The organism is Providencia sp. 6390, from assembly GCF_058148425.1.
Genome location: NZ_JBYVYL010000001.1, coordinates 656,667 through 677,502 on the forward strand (window position 1 = coordinate 656,667; position 20,836 = coordinate 677,502).

Annotated in this window: 21 protein-coding genes; 16 read left to right on the plus strand and 5 right to left on the minus strand. The window is 40.4% G+C overall.

Features of this window, described 5'->3' with window-relative positions; all coding sequences use genetic code 11:
• Positions 1-6: 6 nt before the first annotated feature.
• The 9 genes from AC3Z9T_RS03200 to AC3Z9T_RS03240 are packed head-to-tail and all read left to right on the plus strand — an operon-like array spanning position 7 to position 11,625.
• Positions 7-345 (plus strand): hypothetical protein, encoded by a 339-nt coding sequence (locus AC3Z9T_RS03200; RefSeq protein WP_490124750.1) that lies wholly within the window; start codon positions 7-9, stop codon positions 343-345.
• 50 nt (positions 346-395) lie between these two features.
• Entirely contained in the window at positions 396-707 is a 312-nt protein-coding gene (gp10, locus tag AC3Z9T_RS03205) for a capsid staple protein (RefSeq protein WP_490124751.1), read from the plus strand.
• Positions 707-1,312: a phage connector family protein gene (locus tag AC3Z9T_RS03210; protein ID WP_490124752.1), complete on the plus strand. Its 606-nt coding sequence runs from the start codon at positions 707-709 to the stop codon at positions 1,310-1,312. Before gp10 ends, AC3Z9T_RS03210 begins: the two co-directional genes overlap by 1 nt.
• The gene (locus AC3Z9T_RS03215) at positions 1,312-3,768 is read left to right on the plus strand and encodes a phage tail protein (RefSeq protein ID WP_490124753.1); all 2,457 of its coding nucleotides are present in this window, start codon (positions 1,312-1,314) and stop codon (positions 3,766-3,768) included. The genes AC3Z9T_RS03210 and AC3Z9T_RS03215 overlap by 1 nt, the downstream gene beginning before the upstream one ends.
• Positions 3,752-4,243, plus strand: coding sequence for a hypothetical protein (locus tag AC3Z9T_RS03220; protein ID WP_490124754.1), 492 nt, complete (start codon positions 3,752-3,754; stop codon positions 4,241-4,243). Before AC3Z9T_RS03215 ends, AC3Z9T_RS03220 begins: the two co-directional genes overlap by 17 nt.
• A complete protein-coding gene (locus AC3Z9T_RS03225; RefSeq protein WP_490124755.1) occupies positions 4,243-4,818 on the plus strand; it encodes a hypothetical protein in 576 nt (191 codons plus the stop codon). Before AC3Z9T_RS03220 ends, AC3Z9T_RS03225 begins: the two co-directional genes overlap by 1 nt.
• Before the next feature lie 10 nt (positions 4,819-4,828).
• Positions 4,829-7,564: a hypothetical protein gene (locus AC3Z9T_RS03230; RefSeq protein ID WP_490124756.1), complete on the plus strand. Its 2,736-nt coding sequence runs from the start codon at positions 4,829-4,831 to the stop codon at positions 7,562-7,564.
• A gap of 2 nt (positions 7,565-7,566) precedes the next feature.
• Entirely contained in the window at positions 7,567-10,935 is a 3,369-nt protein-coding gene (locus AC3Z9T_RS03235; RefSeq protein ID WP_490124757.1) for a hypothetical protein, read from the plus strand.
• 6 nt (positions 10,936-10,941) lie between these two features.
• The gene (locus AC3Z9T_RS03240; RefSeq protein ID WP_490124758.1) at positions 10,942-11,625 is read left to right on the plus strand and encodes a hypothetical protein; all 684 of its coding nucleotides are present in this window, start codon (positions 10,942-10,944) and stop codon (positions 11,623-11,625) included.
• Positions 11,626-11,672: 47 nt separating this feature from the next.
• On the opposite strand, the gene AC3Z9T_RS03245 is transcribed toward AC3Z9T_RS03240, so the two are convergent.
• The gene (locus AC3Z9T_RS03245; protein WP_490124759.1) at positions 11,673-11,924 is read right to left on the minus strand and encodes a hypothetical protein; all 252 of its coding nucleotides are present in this window, start codon (positions 11,922-11,924) and stop codon (positions 11,673-11,675) included.
• 148 nt (positions 11,925-12,072) lie between these two features.
• Between AC3Z9T_RS03245 and AC3Z9T_RS03250 the strand changes: the two genes are divergently transcribed.
• The 6 genes from AC3Z9T_RS03250 (at position 12,073) to AC3Z9T_RS03275 (ending at position 16,666) form a co-directional block, all read left to right on the plus strand.
• Entirely contained in the window at positions 12,073-14,550 is a 2,478-nt protein-coding gene (locus tag AC3Z9T_RS03250) for a hypothetical protein (RefSeq protein ID WP_490124760.1), read from the plus strand.
• 161 nt (positions 14,551-14,711) lie between these two features.
• A complete protein-coding gene (locus AC3Z9T_RS03255; RefSeq protein ID WP_490124761.1) occupies positions 14,712-15,092 on the plus strand; it encodes a putative holin in 381 nt (126 codons plus the stop codon).
• Positions 15,079-15,351 carry a phage holin family protein gene (locus tag AC3Z9T_RS03260; RefSeq protein WP_490124762.1) on the plus strand — a complete coding sequence of 91 codons (273 nt, stop codon included), beginning with the start codon at positions 15,079-15,081 and terminating at the stop codon, positions 15,349-15,351. The genes AC3Z9T_RS03255 and AC3Z9T_RS03260 overlap by 14 nt, the downstream gene beginning before the upstream one ends.
• Positions 15,352-15,361: 10 nt before the next feature.
• Complete coding sequence (locus AC3Z9T_RS03265; protein WP_490124763.1) at positions 15,362-15,835, plus strand: structural protein; 474 nt, start codon at positions 15,362-15,364, stop codon at positions 15,833-15,835.
• Positions 15,836-15,843: 8 nt separating this feature from the next.
• The gene (locus AC3Z9T_RS03270; protein ID WP_490124764.1) at positions 15,844-16,338 is read left to right on the plus strand and encodes a hypothetical protein; all 495 of its coding nucleotides are present in this window, start codon (positions 15,844-15,846) and stop codon (positions 16,336-16,338) included.
• 202 nt (positions 16,339-16,540) lie between these two features.
• Complete coding sequence (locus tag AC3Z9T_RS03275; RefSeq protein WP_490124765.1) at positions 16,541-16,666, plus strand: hypothetical protein; 126 nt, start codon at positions 16,541-16,543, stop codon at positions 16,664-16,666.
• 22 nt (positions 16,667-16,688) lie between these two features.
• On the opposite strand, the gene AC3Z9T_RS03280 is transcribed toward AC3Z9T_RS03275, so the two are convergent.
• Together AC3Z9T_RS03280 and AC3Z9T_RS03285 are read right to left on the minus strand one after the other, a co-directional pair.
• Positions 16,689-18,005 (minus strand): type II toxin-antitoxin system HipA family toxin, encoded by a 1,317-nt coding sequence (locus tag AC3Z9T_RS03280; RefSeq protein ID WP_490124766.1) that lies wholly within the window; start codon positions 18,003-18,005, stop codon positions 16,689-16,691.
• Entirely contained in the window at positions 17,999-18,325 is a 327-nt protein-coding gene (locus AC3Z9T_RS03285; protein ID WP_490124767.1) for a helix-turn-helix transcriptional regulator, read from the minus strand. Before AC3Z9T_RS03285 ends, AC3Z9T_RS03280 begins: the two co-directional genes overlap by 7 nt.
• A gap of 285 nt (positions 18,326-18,610) precedes the next feature.
• On the opposite strand from AC3Z9T_RS03285, the gene AC3Z9T_RS03290 reads away from it, so the two are divergent.
• Positions 18,611-19,348, plus strand: coding sequence for a phosphatase (locus AC3Z9T_RS03290; protein WP_490124768.1), 738 nt, complete (start codon positions 18,611-18,613; stop codon positions 19,346-19,348).
• A 179-nt stretch (positions 19,349-19,527) separates the two neighbouring features.
• On the opposite strand, the gene AC3Z9T_RS03295 is transcribed toward AC3Z9T_RS03290, so the two are convergent.
• Complete coding sequence (locus tag AC3Z9T_RS03295; RefSeq protein ID WP_490124769.1) at positions 19,528-19,998, minus strand: GNAT family N-acetyltransferase; 471 nt, start codon at positions 19,996-19,998, stop codon at positions 19,528-19,530.
• A gap of 151 nt (positions 19,999-20,149) precedes the next feature.
• Entirely contained in the window at positions 20,150-20,620 is a 471-nt protein-coding gene (locus AC3Z9T_RS03300; protein WP_490124770.1) for a GNAT family N-acetyltransferase, read from the minus strand.
• Positions 20,621-20,836 lie beyond the last annotated feature (216 nt).

The following is a 20,836-nucleotide window of genomic DNA, read 5'->3' on the forward strand; positions in this document are numbered from 1 at the left end:
TGTGACATGTCACGATATAAAGTTTTGAAAAAATCATTTATCGCTGGTCGTCTACTTGAAGTTGGTGAAGAGGTTGAATACAGCGGTGTTGCTGGCAGCAACTTAAAGTTGATTGGTGATGATGCTAAATCTGATATTAGCACTGTGGCTGATGGGGCTAATAGTGATACTAGTGAGGTTGTAATCAATGCTGCTATTAGTGGATCAGGCGATACGGTTGAATCCAGCCTTGAATATTTGCGTGAGCAGTACACGCAATTATTTGGTAAGGCACCTCACCACAACATGGGCGCAGATAAAATGCGCACTGCGATAGATGAAAGACGTAAAGAATTAGCGATTTAACTTTCGCACAAAAGGGGCGGAAGCCCCTTTTTCTTTTGGAGATACAGACAATGAAAATGGTTAACTTAAAAATTAGCACTGAAACTTTTGAGAATGCTAAGGGTGAAAGTGAAACCCGCGATGAATACCCATATGGGCTAACGCTTTATCTTGATAATGAGACATTGGAAAAGCTAGGTGTGAGTATTCCTGATGTCGGTGAGTCTATTGAGTTGTCTGGTATCGCCAAAGTCAAATCTAAACGTACTGATGAACGAGAAGGTAAAAAAACAACATCGGTTGATTTGCAGATAACAGATCTTGCCTTGGGTTCAGGTGACACCAAATCAGCGGCAGATGTTTTATTCGATGGAGGTGAGTAATGGCCTCAGAAATCGAAATCTGCAACATGGCATTAAGCCGCATAGGTAACAGCCGGTTTATAAATAGCATGACTGAAGCTAGCAAAGAAGCGGCTCAGTGCAGCCTTCACTTTAATCATTGTCGTGACGCTGTGCTATCTGATTTTCCGTGGAACTTTGCAAGCAAGCGCGTTGCATTAGGTGATACAAACAACCCGCCACCAGACTGGAAGTTTGCCTATAGCTACCCGACTGACTGTTTAAAAGCAATTGCCATTGTCCAATCTGGCCAGAAATACCCTCAACCACATAATGCAATCAATTTTTTAGTGGGCTCTGATGAAAACGGGACTGGGAAACTTATTTACTGTGATCAACCGCAAGCATGGCTTCACTATGTTGCAGCAATCACTGATGTAAATATGTTCGACTCGCTATTCATTGATGCGCTCGCGTGGCGTTTAGCTGGTGAACTAGCTCGCCCATTAGCTTCTAATGCTGGCATTGGCAATGAAGCGTTCCAAATGTACACAATAGCAATTGCTAACGCTGGTGCGCATTCTCTTGATGAGTCGGCAGAGCCTAACGACTACATGGATCCATTCACAGAAGCGAGGTTATCGTAATGGCCTATAGCATTATTCAACCGAGTTTCAGCGGCGGTGAAATAGCCCCTAGCTTGTATGGTCGCATCGACTTGGCTAAGTACTCAACAGCCTTACGTAAAAGTAAAAACTTTATCGTTAGGCAGTACGGCGGCATTGAAAATAGACCAGGCACTAAGTTTATTGCAGCGGCAAAATACCCTAACAAGAAATGCCGCCTGATCCCCTTCCAGTTCAGCACAGTACAAACTTACGCCATTGAAATGGGGGATAAGTACATGCGCGTAATCAAAGATGGTGGGCAAGTGCTTTATGCCGATGGTGATCATAAAGGCGAGGTATTCGAACTAGCAACACCATACAAAGAATCCGACTTGTTTAATTTGAAGTTCACGCAATCAGCAGACGTAATGACCATCGTTCACACTGATTATCCACCTATGGAGCTACAGCGTTATGATCATGACGATTGGCGATTGGTTCCTGTTGAAACTCGCAATGGTCCATTTGAAGATATTAACACTGACAAAGAGCGAAAAGTTTACGTAAGCGCAAGCACTGGCGATGTAACGTTAACAGCAACTCATAATATTTTTGGTTCAGAGTTTGTAGGTAAGCAAATCTATATTGAGCAGCAAGCAGTTGATGCGGTTCCGGTGTGGGAAACAGAGAAAACAACTAACGTTAATGATCAGCGTCGTGCTGGCGCAAATTACTATCGCGCAAATAGTGCAGGTAAAAGCGGAACGTTGAGGCCATCACATACAGAGGGAATGAGCTGGGATGGTTGGGGCGGTGATGCGGGTATTCAGTGGGAGTATCTTCATAGTGGTTTCGGTATTGTAAGAATCGATTCTGTTAGTTCTGATGGCTTAGCTGCAACAGGAAAAGTTATTTCTTACATACCATCCAACGCCGTTGGTGCGGAAAACGCTACGTACAAATGGGGGCGCTCTGCTTGGAACGATGCTGACGGCTACCCTAGCACCGTTATGTATTATCAGCAGCGTTTATTCTTTGCTGGCTCTCGTGCTTATCCTCAAACGATTTGGGCTAGTCGTAGTGGGGACTATAAAGACTTTGGTAAAAATAACCCGATTCAAGATGATGATCGCATTGTTTACACCTATGCAGGCAGACAAGTTAATGAAATTCGTCACTTGATTGATGTGGGCTCACTGGTGGCCTTAACGTCTGGCGGTGAGTATCAAATCACAGGGGATCAGAACAAAGTATTAACGCCTAGCAGCTTCTCTTTTTCTTCACAGGGTGCCAATGGCTGTAGCGATGTTCCACCTATTGCCGTTGCTAATATTGCTTTGTACATTCAAGAAAAAGGTAGCGCAGTGCGTGATCTGGCCTATTCATTCGATGTTGATGGGTACCAAGGCACTGACTTAACAATAATGGCTAATCACTTATTCCAGCGCCACCAGCTAATTGACTGGGCGTTTAGTATTGTTCCTTACTCAATAGCTTGGTGTATTCGTGATGATGGTAAGTTACTGACTCTGACTTATTTAAGAGAGCAGCAAGTGTTTGCGTGGTCGCCACAGGAAACAGATGGTCAGTTTGAATCAACCTGCAGCATCAGTGAAGGCAATGAAGATGCGGTTTATTTTATTGTATGCCGTAAAGTTGGCGGTGGCACTGTGCGTTATATAGAGCGATTAAGTAGCCGTTTGTTTACCAGAACAGAGGACGCTTTCTTTGTTGATTCAGGCCTCAGTTATGACGGCAGAAATAGTGATGCAAACAGTACTGTTCGCTTAACAACAACTGATAACTGGACGTATGAAGGCGATATAACACTCACTTCAACTGATGCGTTATTTAAAAGCACAGATATCAACAATGCTATACACATTCCTTATTTTGAAGATAACGAACACAAAACATTGCGTTGCAATATTGAAAGCGTGATCAACGCTAACAAAGTTATCGTAATGCCTAATCGTGATGTTCCTGAATTGCTACAGGATAAGCCATTAAGCGAGTGGGGCTTTGCGCGATTCAGGTTTGAAGGCTTAGGCCATATCGAAGGAAAAACAGTTAGCATTCTTGCAGATGCTAACGTTGCACCACAAGGTATTGTTAGTGATGGAGCTATCATACTTGATGATCCTAGTGTGGTTGTGCACGTTGGGATCCCGTACGTTAGTGAAATGGAAACGCTTGATATACATGTCAATGGACAAGAAACGCTACTCGACAAAAAGAAACTGATTAAGGTAGCAAGCCTCATCGTTAATTCAAGCCGCGGTATATGGGCTGGTACTGAAAAAGAGCATTTGTACGAATATCCACAGCGTGAATTTGAGTTCTATGATAACCCTGTCGATGACGCTACTGGCATCGTTGAAGTTAACTTAGACTCTCAGTGGAGTAAAAACGGGCGCGTATATGTCAGACAGTCTGATCCGTTACCTCTATCTATCTTAGCGGTTATACCGCGCTTAGATGTTGGAGGTTTCTAATATGGCAAAAAGCATTGTTCAAATCGTACCTGCAACATTAGAGCACGCACAGGCATTGTTACCACATGTTAGGCAAGCCGATATTGATGAATTCTATGCATTGGACCTATCAACACCTGAGGAGGTTTTAGCCTCAGGCATTAACCTATCTACAAAATCATGGGCGGCTATTTTCAATGGTGAGGTAGCGGCTATTTTTGGTGTTTCGCCTGCGTCCATTATTGGCGGCATTGGTATTCCATGGTTAGTTGGCTCAGATATTTTAGAGAAGCACCAGAAGGCATTTCTACGCCGTTGTAGGCCATTTGTTGGGCTAATGCTACATATCTATCCAGAGCTGATTAATTACGTTGATGAGCGTAACCACATTGCTAAAGCATGGCTACATTGGTTAGGGTTCACATTAGAAGACGCACAACCTATTGGTGCGCTTAACTATCCATTCCATAAGTTTACGATGATGAGGGCTAAATAATGTGTGGACCCGCAATTTTAGCAACAGGAATTTTGGCATCAGCAGGTATGCAAGCATATAGCCAATATCAATCAGGTAAGTTTAATGCTGACGTAGCCAATCAAAACGCACGTCAGAATGAGCAGGCGGCGAATGATTCAATCAATCGTGGTAATGCAGAAGCAGAGAAACAGCGTTCACGCACACGGCAACTAGCAGGATCACAAGCGGCGGCAATGTCTGCGAGTGGCCTTGACTTAAGTTCAGCGGGTGCCATTGATATGTTCGGCGATACCGCGGCAATGGGTGAGCTAGACGCTTTAACACTGGTTAATAACGCACAGCGCGAAGCTTACGGGCTACGCATGCAGGCAGCAAATGATAGGCTGCAAGCTAAAATGTCACGCCGTGAAGGTAATTTCGGCGCAGCAACAACGCTATTAACGGCACCGATTAAAGCGTACGGCGCATATCAATTGGCTGGTGGTACATGGGATCCGTTCTCTGGTGCTTCTAAAGCGGCGAGCGGTGGCGGTTCTAGTAACAACCTATTCGATATTGCAAAGAAAAGCGGCACCAACCGTTTTGTATTCTAAGGGGGGATATATGCCAACAGTACCAACTTACAAAGAACAACAGGTTAGTTCATCACCTCTACCCAACAATGGCTTTAGCGTTCAATCTAGCCCTGAGCATTTCGGCGCTGGTTTTGGTCAGGTTGCGGAGAAATACACTGGCGTTTTCGCAGAAGCTAAGCAGAGAGCCAATGTAGCCATGGCACAAGATGCATCACTGCAACTTAGACAAAAAGCAAATGAATTGATGAACAATCCGCGCAATGGACTACTGGCTATGCAAGGGCGTAATGCGATAGGGAAAGGCGCAGAGTTTGAGCAAGCTTTTGATCAGTCGGCTGGTGAAATTGCTAGCGGTTTACAGGACGATGCAATAAAAAGCATGTTCGTACAGCAAGCTCAAGAAATGCGTTTACAGTTTAGCTCTCAGGCAAACAGACATGAAATGGGGCAAATAAAAGCTTACGAGCAAGACCAATTTCAAGCAACGCTATCTGTAAATGCGGAATCAGCAGCTTCGTTGTATGGTGATAATGGTGCTTATGTATCTGCAAATAAACAAGTGTTTCAACAAATAGAAGAGTTTGGGTATTCACACGGTTGGAGCGATGAACAAATACTTGCTAAGAAACAGGAGTTTAAAACGGCTACGGCTAAGAGAGCCATTGAGAATCAAATAGGCTCTGACTATATGTCATTTATGCAGCAGAATGGCGAGCCTTCAGATAATGGAAGTGTATATCGCAACACTGAAGGATCTGTTAATGCTGGCGGCTCTCGTGGTATTCGAAACAATAATCCCGGCAACATTAGAAAATCGAAAGATGTATGGGTAGGACAAACGGGTAATGATGGTTCTTTTGTTACGTTCGCCACACCTGCTCACGGAGTTAGGGCAACAGGTAAAAACTTATTGTCATATGCACGACAAGGCTATGTTACGCCTGAGCAGATCATTACACGCTGGGCACCACCTGAAGATAATAACGATACTGGTGAGTATGTTAAATTCGTATCTAACTACTTAGGCGTTAGTAGTGATACCTCTCTTGACTTGACTGATTTAAATACATTAACACGCTTAACAATGGCAATAATGATCAAAGAGAATGGAAAGGCTGAAGCAAGTAAAATATCAAACGATGATGTTACTAGCGGGATTCAGGCTGCACTCGGATTAGTTAACCTGCCTAATTCACCTCAATCACCAAAGCGTTTGACTGGATCAGCAGCTTTCGATGCACTAGATGAATCAGACCAAGCAAAGTATTTAAAGCAAGCTGAGCAAATGGACAAGCAGCGCCAGCAGCAATTACAAACAGAACTTGGTACCACCATCTCTGATTCTTATGCTGCATGGGAAAACGGACTTGATGCACCTAATGCACCATCTGAAAAAACAATTATTTCTGCTTTTGGTTATGACAAAGGTATAGCAATGATAGCTGATATGCGAGAGGCGAAACGCTACGCTGGTTTAATATCAGCGGCTAAAGATATGACTCCGCAAGCCCAGCGATCATTGTTAAATGATATCATGCCTGATCCTTCAGAAAGTAATTACGCAAGTAAAATGCAGCGCTGGGAGAAGTTCGGTAAGTTTGTTGATAATAACATTAAGGCACAAGACAAAGTGTTCTCCGCTAATCGCCTGCAGCTGTCTATTCAAAACAACTTTCCGCTAGACCCTAATGACAAAAGCAATCAGGATGCAGCAGACAACTATTTTGAAAATAATATTGAACCATCATTCAACATACGCGATGAAAGCAGCTTAAATGCTGTTGCAGAGGTTTCTAGTCGCACGGGTATCATCCCTTCTCAAGTCAAATCGAAACTGGTTACTGGTTCTACATCTAAAAACCCTGAATTAGTCATTCCAATGGCTAAAATGTATGGGCAGATATTTGATAATAATCCGTCAGCAATTAACGGTATTTCCACTGATGCTATGGCTTACTATGGGAAAATATATGATTTAACGCGATCAGGTATGGATAGTGAGAAAGCTATTGATATTGCATACAACCTAACATATGAGCAGAACGATAGAACCAAAGCGATTATTGCTGAACAGATGCGCGATAAGAAATACAGCAAAGAAAGAGAGAAAGCCGCACAAGGCAATATCAATGGTTTCTTTGCCTTTGGAGGATTCTCATCACCAAACATCACCAAACCAAGCGTTAGCAATCGTGAATATATGCGAGATTACCAAACGCTTTATGATGCAAACTTTGCCAGTACTGGTGGGGATCCTGATTTAGCTAAAAAAATGACGGATGTACAGGTAAAGAAAACATGGGGTATTACGTCAATCAATGGTAAAGATGAAGTTATGCGTTATGCACCTGAGGCAGTTTTCGGCACAAATGAAAGCGGGTCCGGTAACTGGATAATAGGCCAATGGCGAGAAGAGCAAAAGCAACTTAAATCTAAAGTGTTCGGCGGCATGCCTGATGATGCTGAATTTGTGCTAGTACCTGATGCAATAACTTCTAGGGACTACAGTTACGCCATCATGCTAAAGCAAACCGGTAGCGATAAGATCCCAGTCTTTACACCATTCCTTGGTGATAACGGAATGCCTTCACGCTTCAAACCTGATCAAGCATCTTCACCGATGTATCGTGAAGTTATGGATAAGCGGCAAAAAACATACCAAGAAGCAAAAAAAGAGCGTGAGATATTAGAAGGTAGCGCCAAGCCTGAAGCGATTGATTATGGTTTCAGCAATACACTTAACACCATGTTAGGGAGGGAATAGCCATGCCTATTTATGAAATGAACCCTAATGATGTTATGGGTGCTGAAGTAGGAACAATTAAACAGCCAGATCCACAGTATGGCGGATCAAATGAAGTTGGTATGCTTGATGCTATAAATCCATTCAGTGATAAGGCAGGCGTTAAAAACTTACGTGATGCAGCGTTTCGTATAGACAACTCAGTTGGTAGCTTGATTGCTACTATGCCTTTTAATCAGTTTGAAGATCAGGAAGATTACAACCCATTTGATGATGAGCGTACTTTATTCGGTTATGAAGACTATGCCGACTCATTTATTCACTCAAAGTCACCTGAAGAAACTTCTGCGATAAAACAACGCATTAATCAGCAAATTCAAGATAAACAGTTACTATCTGAATCAGGTGGTGCTGGCCTTATATCTAGTATAGCGATGGGCGTCATTGACCCGATTAATGTTGCAGCAATGATGATCCCTGCTGGCACTATTGCCAGAGGTGGAAGCCTACTTGAAGCCTCTGCTAAATTTGCGCTGTCTAATGCCGCGGGTGGTGTTATCTCAGAACTAGCCTTATCAGCAACACAAGAAACAAGAACGCTAGAAGAAAGCGCGTTAAACGTAACGTTTGATGCCATGTTAGGCGGTTTACTTGGTTCAGCAGCTCAGTTAGTAAAAAACAGAGGCCAGATAGTAGGTAAGCTAAAAAATGATGTGCTTGGAGAACAACAAGTTGTACAACAAAATGCTCCTGAAAATACTAGCGTTGGGGCAATGGAAGTGCCTGATACAACGTTAGAGCAGGAAACATTGAAGGGCCCATCATTTATTAATAGAACAATGAATGTTAGTCCAGTTGGACGCGTGGCTCAGTCACCATCAAAAACAGCGCGCCAAATCAATCAGCAGCTCGCAGAGAACAATTTTACCTTTGCAAAAAATGAAGAGGGCATTGCCTCATTTACTGCGGTAGAAACTAAAGTGAGAGGCTATGAAACGCTTGTTTATAAACAAGTTGAATCAACCAAAGACTTTTATAAAACCTATCGTAAAAATGCTAAGGAGCGTGACGGCAGCAGATTAGGCTTATACGAATTTAGTGAACAAGTGGGTGATGCCATGCGTAATGGCGATCGCCATACAATACCCGAAGTCGCAGAAGCAGCAAGAGCCATTAGACCTATTGTTGAGAAAACTAAGGATCGCATGGTTGAACTTGGTATCTTGCGTGATGGTGTAACTGTATCAACGGCAGAGAGTTATTTTCCTCGCATTTATAAGTTCGACAAAATACTTAATGACCGCAATGAATTTAAAACAATCATTGCTGACTGGTTGCAGGAAATGAACCAGAGAACAGTGTATAAAGCTGAATCTAGTCTAGCTAAAGCAGACGCCGGAATAGAACAGGCCAGAGCATCCGCGCCACAAGCAGAAAAGTTGAACGCTGAAATAAAAGAGGCTGAACGTTGGTCTGGTAAAAAACAACTTTTAATGGATGAAATTGAAAAGAGTAGAAAATTAATTGCAGAAAAAGAAACGGTTTCAGCAGAAATTGAAAAGCGCAAAGCAAAAAAACCGACGAAGAAGCTTGAACAATTAGAACGTAAACTCATACGTATTGAAGAGGCTGAAAATAAGCTGGCCTCTTATCAACGATCATTAGACATATTGGATAAGCCACGCCAGTTTAGAAATGAGCATAGGCAACTTACACGTAAAGCTAATTCACTAACTCGTTATGACAATCGCCGCCATGCAGCATTGCGTAGAATGGAACCCTTAGCGCGTGAAGAGGTTGAGGCAGCAGCAGATGATATCATCAATAAGATCATTGGTGCACCTTCAGGCATTGTACCAAGTGAGCTGATCCCTGACGGTTTAACTAAGCGTGCAGGTTTCACCAAATCACGTACGTTAAATATTCCAGATGAACGTATTAAAGACTTTTTAGAGTCAGATGTTAATTACGTAATGGAAAACTATATTCGCCAAGTTGCACCAGAGATAGAGCTTACAGCCCAGTTTGGTCGTGTTGACATGGATGGTCCTATTAAAGCAATTACTGAAGACTACAGTAAATTAATTGCTGATGCTAAAACCGCGAAAGAACGTAGTAAATTAGAAGCTAGAAGGGATGCAGACTTACGCGATATTCGCGCTATGCGTGATAGGTTACTAGGTACCTATGGCGCACCTAAAGATCCTTCTAGCTTCTTTGTTAGAGCCGGTCGCATAGCACGTCATGTAAATTTTTTACGCTTACTTGGTGGAATGGCAATCTCTTCATTGCCAGATATGGCTAGACCTATTATGCAACATGGACTACGTAGCGCATTAAAGCCGCTAGGTAAGATGATGACTGATATTAGTGCCATGAAAATTGCCAAGGCTGATTTGCGCGAGATGGGCATTGGCCTTGAGTATGCATTATCTAGCCGATCAAAAGTCATTTCCGACCTTAATGATCCATACAGCCGCCGCACGTTTATCGAACGTGGTTTAGAATGGTCTTCACAGAAGTTTGGTAATTTTACGTTAATGAACCAATATACAGACACAATGAAAATGTGGACTGGCGTTGTAACACAATCGAAGATACTCAGAGCCGCTCAAGATGTTGCTGCTGGAAATGCATTAAGTAGTAAAGAGATTAAAAAGCTGGCGCACATTGGTATTGATAAAAATATGTTAGAGCGTGTTGCTCAACAATATGCGAAGCATGGTGAAGACCTAGACGGTATGTTAACAGGGCATAGCCACTTATGGGATGATCGTGTAGTTCGTGAAACCTTCCAAGCAGCGGTATTGAAAGATGTGAGAACTACAGTTATCACACCAGGCATTGGCGATACCCCATTAATGATGAGTAGCGAACTAGGAAAGATTGTGATGCAGTTTAAAACTTTCTTCTTTGGTACTCATAATCGTGCGCTAGTGTCTGGCATCCAATCAGGTGATGCTTCATTCTACTACGGTGCATTATTACAAATATCATTGGGCTCATTGGTCTATGTATTAAAATCAATGATGTCAGGGCGTGAAATTAACGCTGAACCTGCTAACCTTGTTAAAGAAGGTTTAGACTGGTCAGGCATGATGGGATGGCTAGGTGAGCCTAATAATCTATTAGAAAACCTAAGCGGCGGGTCATATGGGATGAGTGCTATGTTTGGTGGCCCACCAGCATCGCGCTACCAAAGTCGTAACGGTATAGGCGCTTTATTAGGACCAACGTTTGATCTCGGTGGTGACATTCAAAATATTACTGCAGGTGTTATGAATGGTGAGTTTGATGATAGAGAGGTTAGATCGGTAAGGAAACTATTGCCGTTCCAGAACCTTTTCTATTTATCACCGTTGCTTAATCAAGTAGAAGAACAGTTGAAGTAGGGTTATATGAAATTAATAAAGGTTGTGTCTTTGGTTTCATGTCTGTTTGTGGCTAGCTCGGTTTTTGCTTCTAGTTGCTCAATTTCAGACAAAAAAGGTTTTCATGTCAGCGGCGCTAATTTATGTTTAGATAACATAAATTACCCTGAAGTCATGGCAGCTAAAAGTAGGTTGGATATTAGCAGCTTTAGTATTGTTAATGAAAAAATGGTTTTATTCACTTCAAAATCATTAACAGGTACATCATTGATATTGGGCACTCCTGATGGAGTCATAAAAATAGTTGGTGAAATGCCTAATAAAGATTTAGAAAAAAACATTGATAACATCAGAAATGTTTCTACTTTTAATGGTGATGATACTATTTATTTTATGACAAGTGCTTGGGCAACATCTAACGCTATTCATAAGGTGAGCTGGGAGCAAGTTATAAATGTATTAAAAAACATACCGGTCACTATTGATGACATTGTATTTGTAACTAGCGGAAACTCTCTTTATGTTATTCAAAACGGGAAATATGCTGGATTCATTGTTGTGAATCAGCATAAATACAAAAATGGTGGTGGGTCATATGATACGTATGTATTAGTGTCTCCTGATGGAAAGGCAATAAAAGAAATAGGAGAATACAAGGAGATAGTAAACGATTTTCTTTATTCATCAGGAACCATGGAAACACTAAGATAAAAACAAAAAAGCACCTCCGCATAGGTGCTTTAATTATTCTTATATGGTTATTTTTTTAACTCTTCGACTATAAATTCAATGTGGGTTTTAATGTTTTCTTTAACCTTCAAATTTAGATTTATGTAGTTCATTATTGCTGTTAATTCAATCAATGCGGCGCTCACATCATAACCTTCATCGTCTAGCTTTCTTAGTAATTCTTCTATGTTTGACTTACTCATTAACTCCTTGATTCCTGCTTCTGTATTTACTTTTTCCGCGTAGTTTTCTGGTGCTGAGAAATTAATTACATCTTTCATATTAAATACCTATGAGATTAAAGGAGTTTATACAGTAACCGGAAAGCTATCTTCATTGTTTATCTCTCATGATTTAAAAGTAAACAATATTCCGTAAATGGATTTTAATCGCTATCATACACCAAAGTCGACAAGGTGGAGAATAGCCATGACTGTTTCAACAGAAATCAGCAGTAACGAATATACAGGAAACGGTGTAACAACCGATTTTGATTATAAATTTAGGGTGTTTGATGCAGCGCACTTAAGCGTTATTACATCTGATGCGGAAGGGGATAACGTTGTATCGTTGCGTTTAAATACTGATTACAGGGTGACGGGTGTAAAAAAATCGGCTGGTGGAAAGGTAATTTTAAATACTCCATTAGCCAACGGCAACAAAATTAGTATCGCCCGCAGCATGCCAACAACGCAGGAAACCTCATTTAAAAATCAAGGTAGCTTCTTTGCTGAATCGCATGAAGATGCATTTGATAAATTGACTATGTTGCTACAGCGCATATGGGGAAGCCTCGGAACACTGTATTTAAGGCGACCAAATATATTAGCTAACTGGTTCGATGCTAAAGGCTATCGTATTGCTAACCTTGGCAAGCCGAAGAGCGATAGTGATGCGGTTGATTTAGGTACGTTGAAAGATGAAATTGAAGGCGTTAACGGCACGATACTGAAACGTGAAAAGCGCTTATTGCGTGTTGATGATATGGATATTGCGGCATTACCAAAAGCGAGTGATCGCGCTGGTAATGTGCTTACGTTTGATAAAGATGGTAAGCCCATTGTTGTTGCGCCTGCCAGTGGTAGTGCAGTTGATGTGTTAAATCAATTGGAAAAAGGTGATGGCTCATTAGTTGGTATTGGCAACAATCAAACACTAAAAGATAGATTATCCGAGTATTTAACTACATCTAGCTTTAATATAAAAGGTGGGGCTGGCACTGGGTGTGTAGATGCTTTGATTGATGCTATTGAAAAATTAAAGGCAGCGAAGCAACCCTTGAGGTTTGTAAACGGGGAATATTATATTGAGAAAAACATCACTATAGACATTCCGGTGGAAGTTCCATTTGGTGCAGTCATCAAAGTAGATAAAAATGCAACTCTGAAGCTTAACAGTGAATTTAACGCTGGGCTATATCACGTATTTGAAACAGAAGATGATTTTTATGCCGATCCAAAGGCGAAAACGTCCGTTAAATTTACTAATCACGAAGTAAAACCCGAGTGGTTTGGCGCGAAAACAACTGAAAATATACTTGATATTCTAACAGTTCAGGATAGCTCTCATGCAATATTAAAATCATTTAGAGCAGCGATTGGTGACTTTGTTAATCCTAACGGCAATGACCTCTGGTCAGAGTTTCCGTACTCCAATGTTGTGCTAGCTAATGGGTGTTATCGATGTGACAGACCTATTCAGTTTGGCTATCAAGAACGGATAGACGGGACTATGGTTCGTTATAAAACCAATGGAAGCGGCATGCAGGGAAAAGGCAGCGGTTTATCATTACTGGTGTTTACTGACAGTGAATACAAAGGGAATGCACATTTTATAGCATCGTATATGTCCGGAGAAATGCATAAATACAATGGCTTCAAAGTTGCTTTTTGTAACCCTAACTTATCAGGTTCGGATAGATTTTATAGTTATGCTGGCGCAATGATGTTGTTTACATCGATTGACTCTATTGAAACATCTGATTTGTGGGCGTCTGGTAGTTATTACTCGTATGTTAATAGTGATAACGTCGTGACGGGCGGTGTTGGTATTCAGTTTGAGTCTCTTACAGATCACAGATACAGAGATATACTTACAGAGCATAATGTACACGGGGTTGCGTTTAGCTCATGCCTAAGTAACGGCTCTAACATCAAAGGGTTCTTCAATAAACACTCTGATATTTCATTTGGTAACTTCATCCCCGCGTGGGGCGCTCAGTCAGGCCAGTTAACAACAAACACAGTGTCGCTTGCTGGCTTTAAGAGTAAAGCATGTTATGCATTCCCTATCTATTTTGGAACAAAAGAAAACTATGTAAATATTGATGGCGTGACAATTAATGGTCTAGGTGAGTCGTCAACAATAAGAACGACAGTAAGAGCTATAGGATTTAATCCTAAAGGAGGCGGCGCTTATGGCGAGATCTCAGGAAAAGTTATTAGTGTCAATTATGGATTACTCACAGACAACGGCACATCTTTTGCTGGAAAATTAGGCGCTAAATTAACATTGAACTTTGTAGTAAAAGACGCAACAGCAGCATCTTCTAGCGAAACGGCAGTTGTTAATATACAAAACACAGAATCAAATATTGATCTGACAATGTCATTAGACGGTACGAGCCGCTTGCCAGCAGTGAGAAATTTCTCTTTATATACATCCGTTTCATTATCCTTACGCAATGTTAAAAATGCAACTGGTGCGATAGGCTTCATTAATCACGAAAATGGGCAATTAAATATCCGAGAAATAACAGAATCTGGCGGTGATGGAGTTTGGCTTGGGTATGTGAGCGGAGGTAGAGTCCTTCTGCCAGTAATATACAGCATCAGTAACAGCAAGATTAGAAATGCAGGTGGGGTTGTAATAAGGTCGACTGCTGATAATTACCCTGATGTAGTATAGCACGTAGGCAGCATCACTGTGACGAGCTGTGCCGAAATTGTGACAAAAAATGAGATGATCTGGGAATACAATTGGGTGTAGTGATTTGAAATAATATATGGTTTTTTGTTTATCTTTTTATGCTGTAGTATCATTGTCATTTCTCAACCATGGTGCTACACATGAATGAAAATGCAGCAGCAGTAACTACTTTAAGCTTTGCATCATTCGCGAGCTACTTTTCTGGATTGCCCCCTGAGGTTGTCATGGGGGCTATTCTAGGCGCTATTTACTTCACTACAGCAGCAACAGAATTTCCTTTCGCAATTCGCTTCCTGTTTGCAATGCTCAGCTTCGCGGCTGGGCTTTTATTTTTTAGTCCATTCGCAACTATCTTTGTTTCAATGACAAGTCTTGTCGGTGTTAGAGCCGATGCTTATAACATCGATAGCCTTGATTCTATGGGCGCATTTGTTGCTTCACTTCTCTCTGTAAAACTCAGTATTAAGCTCTACAAGAAAGCTGATATTCCGAAAGGAGGTAACAGCCATGACATACGATAAAGCAGTGTTAATAGTTAATGCGATTGTTTGCTTTGTCATGTTCCTTCGAGTGATTCTTTTTGAAAGAAAAGACAAACATTACAGCAGGTTCGGTAGCTGGATTGCATGGCTATTTCTTGGTTACACAATCTCAATTCCTGTCTATGCCTACTTAGATCCTAAGTATCAATCAAGCACTCAGCTACTAATAGCGAACATATTTCTTTGTATATCGATGCTTTATAAGCGCGGTAATGTTATGTGGTTTTTTAAAAAGTGAGGTGATTTCAATGTCTATGTCAGATAAACAAAATATCTTTAAAGCTGATATTGTTTCAGGCGCGAGAGGGATACGCAATAATAATCCGGGCAATATTCGCCACGGAGCATCTAAATGGCAGGGGCTAGCATCAGAGCAAAAAGACGATAAGTTTTGTACATTCATTAATGTGTATTACGGAGTAAGAGCGCTGATGAAGCTATTACAAACATACGGCAAACAGAAAGGAAAACCCAATATTGGCTGTGACAAGATTGATACAATTGAGGAAATCATAGAGCGCTGGGCGCCGTCATCAGATAATAATCACACAGAAAATTACATCAATCGGGTATGCAAAGATACAGGCTTTGATCGTCATGAGTGCTTAAATCTTCATGATAAAGCGACATCAATTAAAATGGCTAAAGCTATTGTTCATGTTGAAAATGGTCAGCAGCCGTACGTTGATGATGTATTTGAACGCGCATTTGCACTGATCTAGGTGATGCCATGAATAAAGTGATTACAGCTTTAATCGCTTTGGCTGTCTCATTTGCCGCTGGTTTTATGACTAGCGGCATTTTTTCTGATAACCAGCAAATGACAAAACAAATTGCTGGTCAGCAGGAAGATGAGAAAGACCTAGCGTTTAACATAGACCAGCGCAATCAGGCAGACGAAGAACAACAAAATAGGGTGGTGATATACAATGAACAGAAAGAACGTGCTACGATGCGTACAGACGCTCTGCTTGAGCGTGTTCTTAATCACTTTGACAGCGTGCAGTACGAAGCCAATGCCACGGAAACAAAAACTGATGGTACCATTAACGCCAATACCTGCCGAACTGAGAGAGCAAAGATCAGTGAACTTTCTCGACAACTACGAAGCACACTTGAAGTCTATGGGCGTGAGTCTAAACGCGCCGATGAAAACACAAGCTCCCTTAATTTATGTATTACAGAGTTAGCAGCAAAAGAAAAATTACTCGAATCGTACCGATAGATTATTGTACAAATATTGTTCACTTTTCATTATGACGGTATTGGTGACGGTATCATAACCCACTAGGTTAATTCCGTTTTATATAAATCAATAAGTTGCGCTCGGTGTAAACAATTGAGTGGGAATAATCCCCCAATAAGAATTAGCTGACACTGGCTAGCAAAATAACTATCTAAGCCCATGTAAAAATGGGCTTTTTTTTATGGCTGAAATCATTAGTGGTAGATGGCGTTCTCTTGCTTCTGAGCTAGGAATGACTGCAAAAGATATCAAAGCGCTTGAGCCAGCCTTTGAAAATACTCAGGTGAAGGATGCATTAAATCTTTGATTATTAATCAAGGTTTAATAAGTTATATATGTAACCTCAAATTCCCATTTATCTCTTCAATTAATGCCTTAGGCACTTCCCATTCCTTGGCCAGTGCTGGCCATTTTGAAACGTTTTCTATTGTTTCATCAATGACTTGATTAATTTTCTTTTTAGTAAACAGCGGACTGAGTTTTTCTAGGCTATAAAAATCATCTCGAGAGAAATTGTCTCGTTTGCCATTTAGGCTCATCCAATGGCTATTTACCCATTTACTCCCCGGTTTATAGCTATAGGCAAGATCGTAAGCAGGGGCTAAAACCCATTTATTACCTTGAAGCATAAACGCAAAATTCTTTGAGTGGTCATCGTGATTTCGCGCGATAATATTGAATGCCATCCGCCGTAAAATTTGTAACGCATCTTGTGCAGATAATTTTAATTGGCGAGCGATACCAAACAGCTCTGCATAAGAAAATGAACCTGGCTTTTTATAATCTACGTGTGCCAATCCATTGAGTGTTTGAATATGAATTTTTTTATTGCCAATGCGGTCAAAGCGTTGGGTAATAAAATGGCGTCTTGGGCCTTCATGTAATAACTGGCAAGGCATCATATCAATATCACAACTCACCGCCATTAAATGGTAGACAAATTCCATGGCACCATAGCCCATTGGATCACCAAAGGTTTCTTGGCTTTTGTTGTGTTCACTGACACCATCAAATTTCATTAAATAATGTGTAAAACCATCAGGAACGGCTGCTTGCCCCGATCTCACTTGAGTCAAATCTTTATTAAATGCTAAGACGGCTTTGGGGCGAGCACCACCGGCGCTCATACCGACGGAAAGTAGTGATAGCATCGCTTCGCGTGTCCCTTGACCATCATGCTCAAGCTCGACAGAAAAATGCTCTCGTGAGTCCAGTATCTCTTGGGCAATCGCAACTAAAGATTGGATTTCTACTTGTTGCGATGCATTGAGATGACGCATTTTAGTTGCGGGAGAATATTCTAGGGCTCCCATACCGCGTTTACCTGTATATTGTAGCCTTTGGAGTGGAGTGATATCTTGCGGTGATAACCCTCTATTTGCGACCCATGCATTCAATACTGCATTACCGAAATCATCAGGAAGTGAATCAGCAATGAGACCAGAAAGTCCTTTAAAAGTGTTATATTCTAATTCAGGAAAACGAAATATTTGGTTAGATAAAGGCATTTTTAGTGGCGAGAGCTCAATACCTTGTTTAACAAAGTTCGGTTCGTATTCAAAGGCACCAAACCCTTTATCTGAATCAAAGCTTACTGCGCCGATCATTTGATCTTGATAATTAACGTTAATGACTTCCATTACCATTCAATTGTCTCCTCTTCATTTTCTCTATGTTGCTTTGATGCGCGCTGGCGCTTTTTTCCTTGTAGTTTTGCCAGTTGTATAGGAGATATGGTTTGTTTAGGGAGAAACAAATCTAATTGCTCGGTGAGATTTAACGCTTGCATGATGGCTATAAAAATATCGAGTTGTGCTTTACCTTTTTCAGCATTGATGACTGTTTTTCGAGCAACTCCAGCAAACTCAGCAATTTCTGACTGAGTTAGATTTTGGTTTAATCTCGCTTGTTTTAAGCGTTCACCGAGCTCTTCTGCAATCGCGCTTGCGCTGAATTTGGTGTTCATGTAATGCTCCCAAATGGTAACTTTAAAATGAATAATACCATCTAATGGTACCATTATGGAACTTTACCTGTGTTACGTCAAACTATTGCTTTGAATGTTACTAAAAAGGAACTTTGTGAGCCAAAAAGTACTTTAGTGTAATTATTTTGGAACATTAATTATATAGTTAAGTAAAAGAGTAAGCACAGATAACCATCGAATCACTATAGTTATTGTGTTAATTTGAACAATCACATTATGTTTTTATAGTAGTATGGTTTTCGCTATAATTATAAGGGTTATTCTATGTATTTAGTTGATTTGCATGCACATACTATTGCCAGCACTCATGCTTACAGTACCTTTAGTGACTATTTTTTAGAAGCGGCAAATAAAGGAATGAAGCTGTTTGCGATTACTGATCATGGCCCTGATATGGAAGATGCTCCTCATCAGTGGCATTTTGCCAATATGCCAATCTTACCGCGTATTGTTAATGGTGTGGGCTTGTTGTATGGAATCGAAGCAAATATTAAAAACCAACAGGGCGAAATTGATTGTAATGATAAAATGGATCGTCAGTTAGACATTATTTTAGCTGGGTTTCATGAGCCTGTATTAGCACCCCAAAGTTTAGCCGATAATACTGAAGCGATGATTGCGACTATCCGTAGTGGTAAAGTGCAAATTATTACTCATCCAGGTAATCCTAAATATCCAATTGATATTACGGCGGTTGCTCAAGCGGCAAAAGAAAATAATGTCGCACTAGAAATGAATAATTCATCATTTTTACATTCTAGAGTTGGTAGTGAGTCGAATTGTTTAGCCATTGCTAAGGCAGTTAAAAAAGCAGGAGGCTGGGTCTCACTGGGTTCTGATTCTCATTATGCAGGTTATTTAGGGAATTTTGATAAAGTCGTTGAAATGTTAAAGTCGATCGCTTTCCCTCAAGAACAAATTTTAAATGTTTCACCTCGCCGAGTATTGGACTTTTTAGAATCGCATGGACGTAAGCCAATACCTGAATTTGATCATTTTTAATTAAATATTGTCGTTCAGTGTACGAGAGACTGAACGGCTTATACTCTAAATATTTCGAGTTGCAGATAGGCGACAAGTGAATGAGTCGCTAAAGGTATGTGACTGGCGCGAGTGAGTGTCGTCCTATACCTCAACGTAAAGCGCTGCAACTCGAAGTATGACGATTGTATATGCTCAAGTTATAATGATAACACCATACCCATACAAGGGATATCTTTACCAACAAGCACTGAATAATGGTTAACATGGCCTATCGAGACGAAACCATGTCGATGATAAAATGTTTCAGCATTCAACAGTGCTTTTATCATTATCTGTTCAACATTACGTCTTTTAGCTTCTTGCTTTAGCGTGTTTATGATCAGGCTACTAGCACCAGTTTTAAAATATTCAGGTAAAGTGAAAATAATATCAAACATACTTTTTTTGACATTGAATAAGCCTGTAGCAATTGGTTCATCATTATCATTTACCGCAACAAATGAAGGGTTTTCAACTATATTTTCACGATAAAAATCCGGCATTATATCGGGTGTCCATGCTTTAATAATGTCTTTACCATAACTTTCTTGGCAACCAACTCGAATTGCTTGATTTCTTATAAACCAAAGTCTTTCTGCTTCTGATATTACAGCAAGCCTTACTTTCATTATTTTAACTCTTTTTTATTGAGGGTGATTATTATCAAATCAGAAAGGAAACTAACATGCAATTCAAAATGATAGATATATTTTATAACTAAATAATAAATATTGACGCATTAATTTAAAGTTTAAAAATGTAAAGTTTAATTAATTTTAGCTAGAGGGATATGGTCATCTTAATAGAAGGTAAATAAGCACCTGCTAATGCTGAATAGTAGTTGCCTTGACCTTGTGATATAAAGCCATGCTTCTGATAAAAAACCTCTGCATTAGGCGTAGACTCTAACGTTAATTGTTTAATATTACGGTGTAGCGCTTCTTTCTTAATTGCTTCCATAATTAAACCCGCAGCACCATAACCCATATATTCAGGTAAAGTAAAAATAGCATCGACACTATTTTCTTTTAGGTTTAAGAAACCTGTAGCGATAGCTTCATTGTGCTCATTTACAGCAACAAAGAATGGATTGTCTCTGACCATCAAACGATAGTTTTCAGGCATGTGATCTGGAGTCCATGCAGCGATCACCTTTGCATCAAAGCTTTGTTGGCAGCCTACGCGAATGGCTTGATTACGAATAAACCAAAGATATTCAGCTTCCGCCTCAGTGGCTAATCTAATTCTCATTCAATACCCTCAATAATGATGAATTTATTGAATTATCAAACCAAATTATTAGGTTAAAAACAATTTATATTCTACGAATAGGCAATAAAACTAATTTCTTAGTGATAGAAATATTGGATTGAAGAAATACCTCATCTTTTTGGTCGATAGCGCTATTAAAAACTAACGTTAATATAGTTTTGACAATAAAAAAATAGCAGGTTGTTATCATCATAA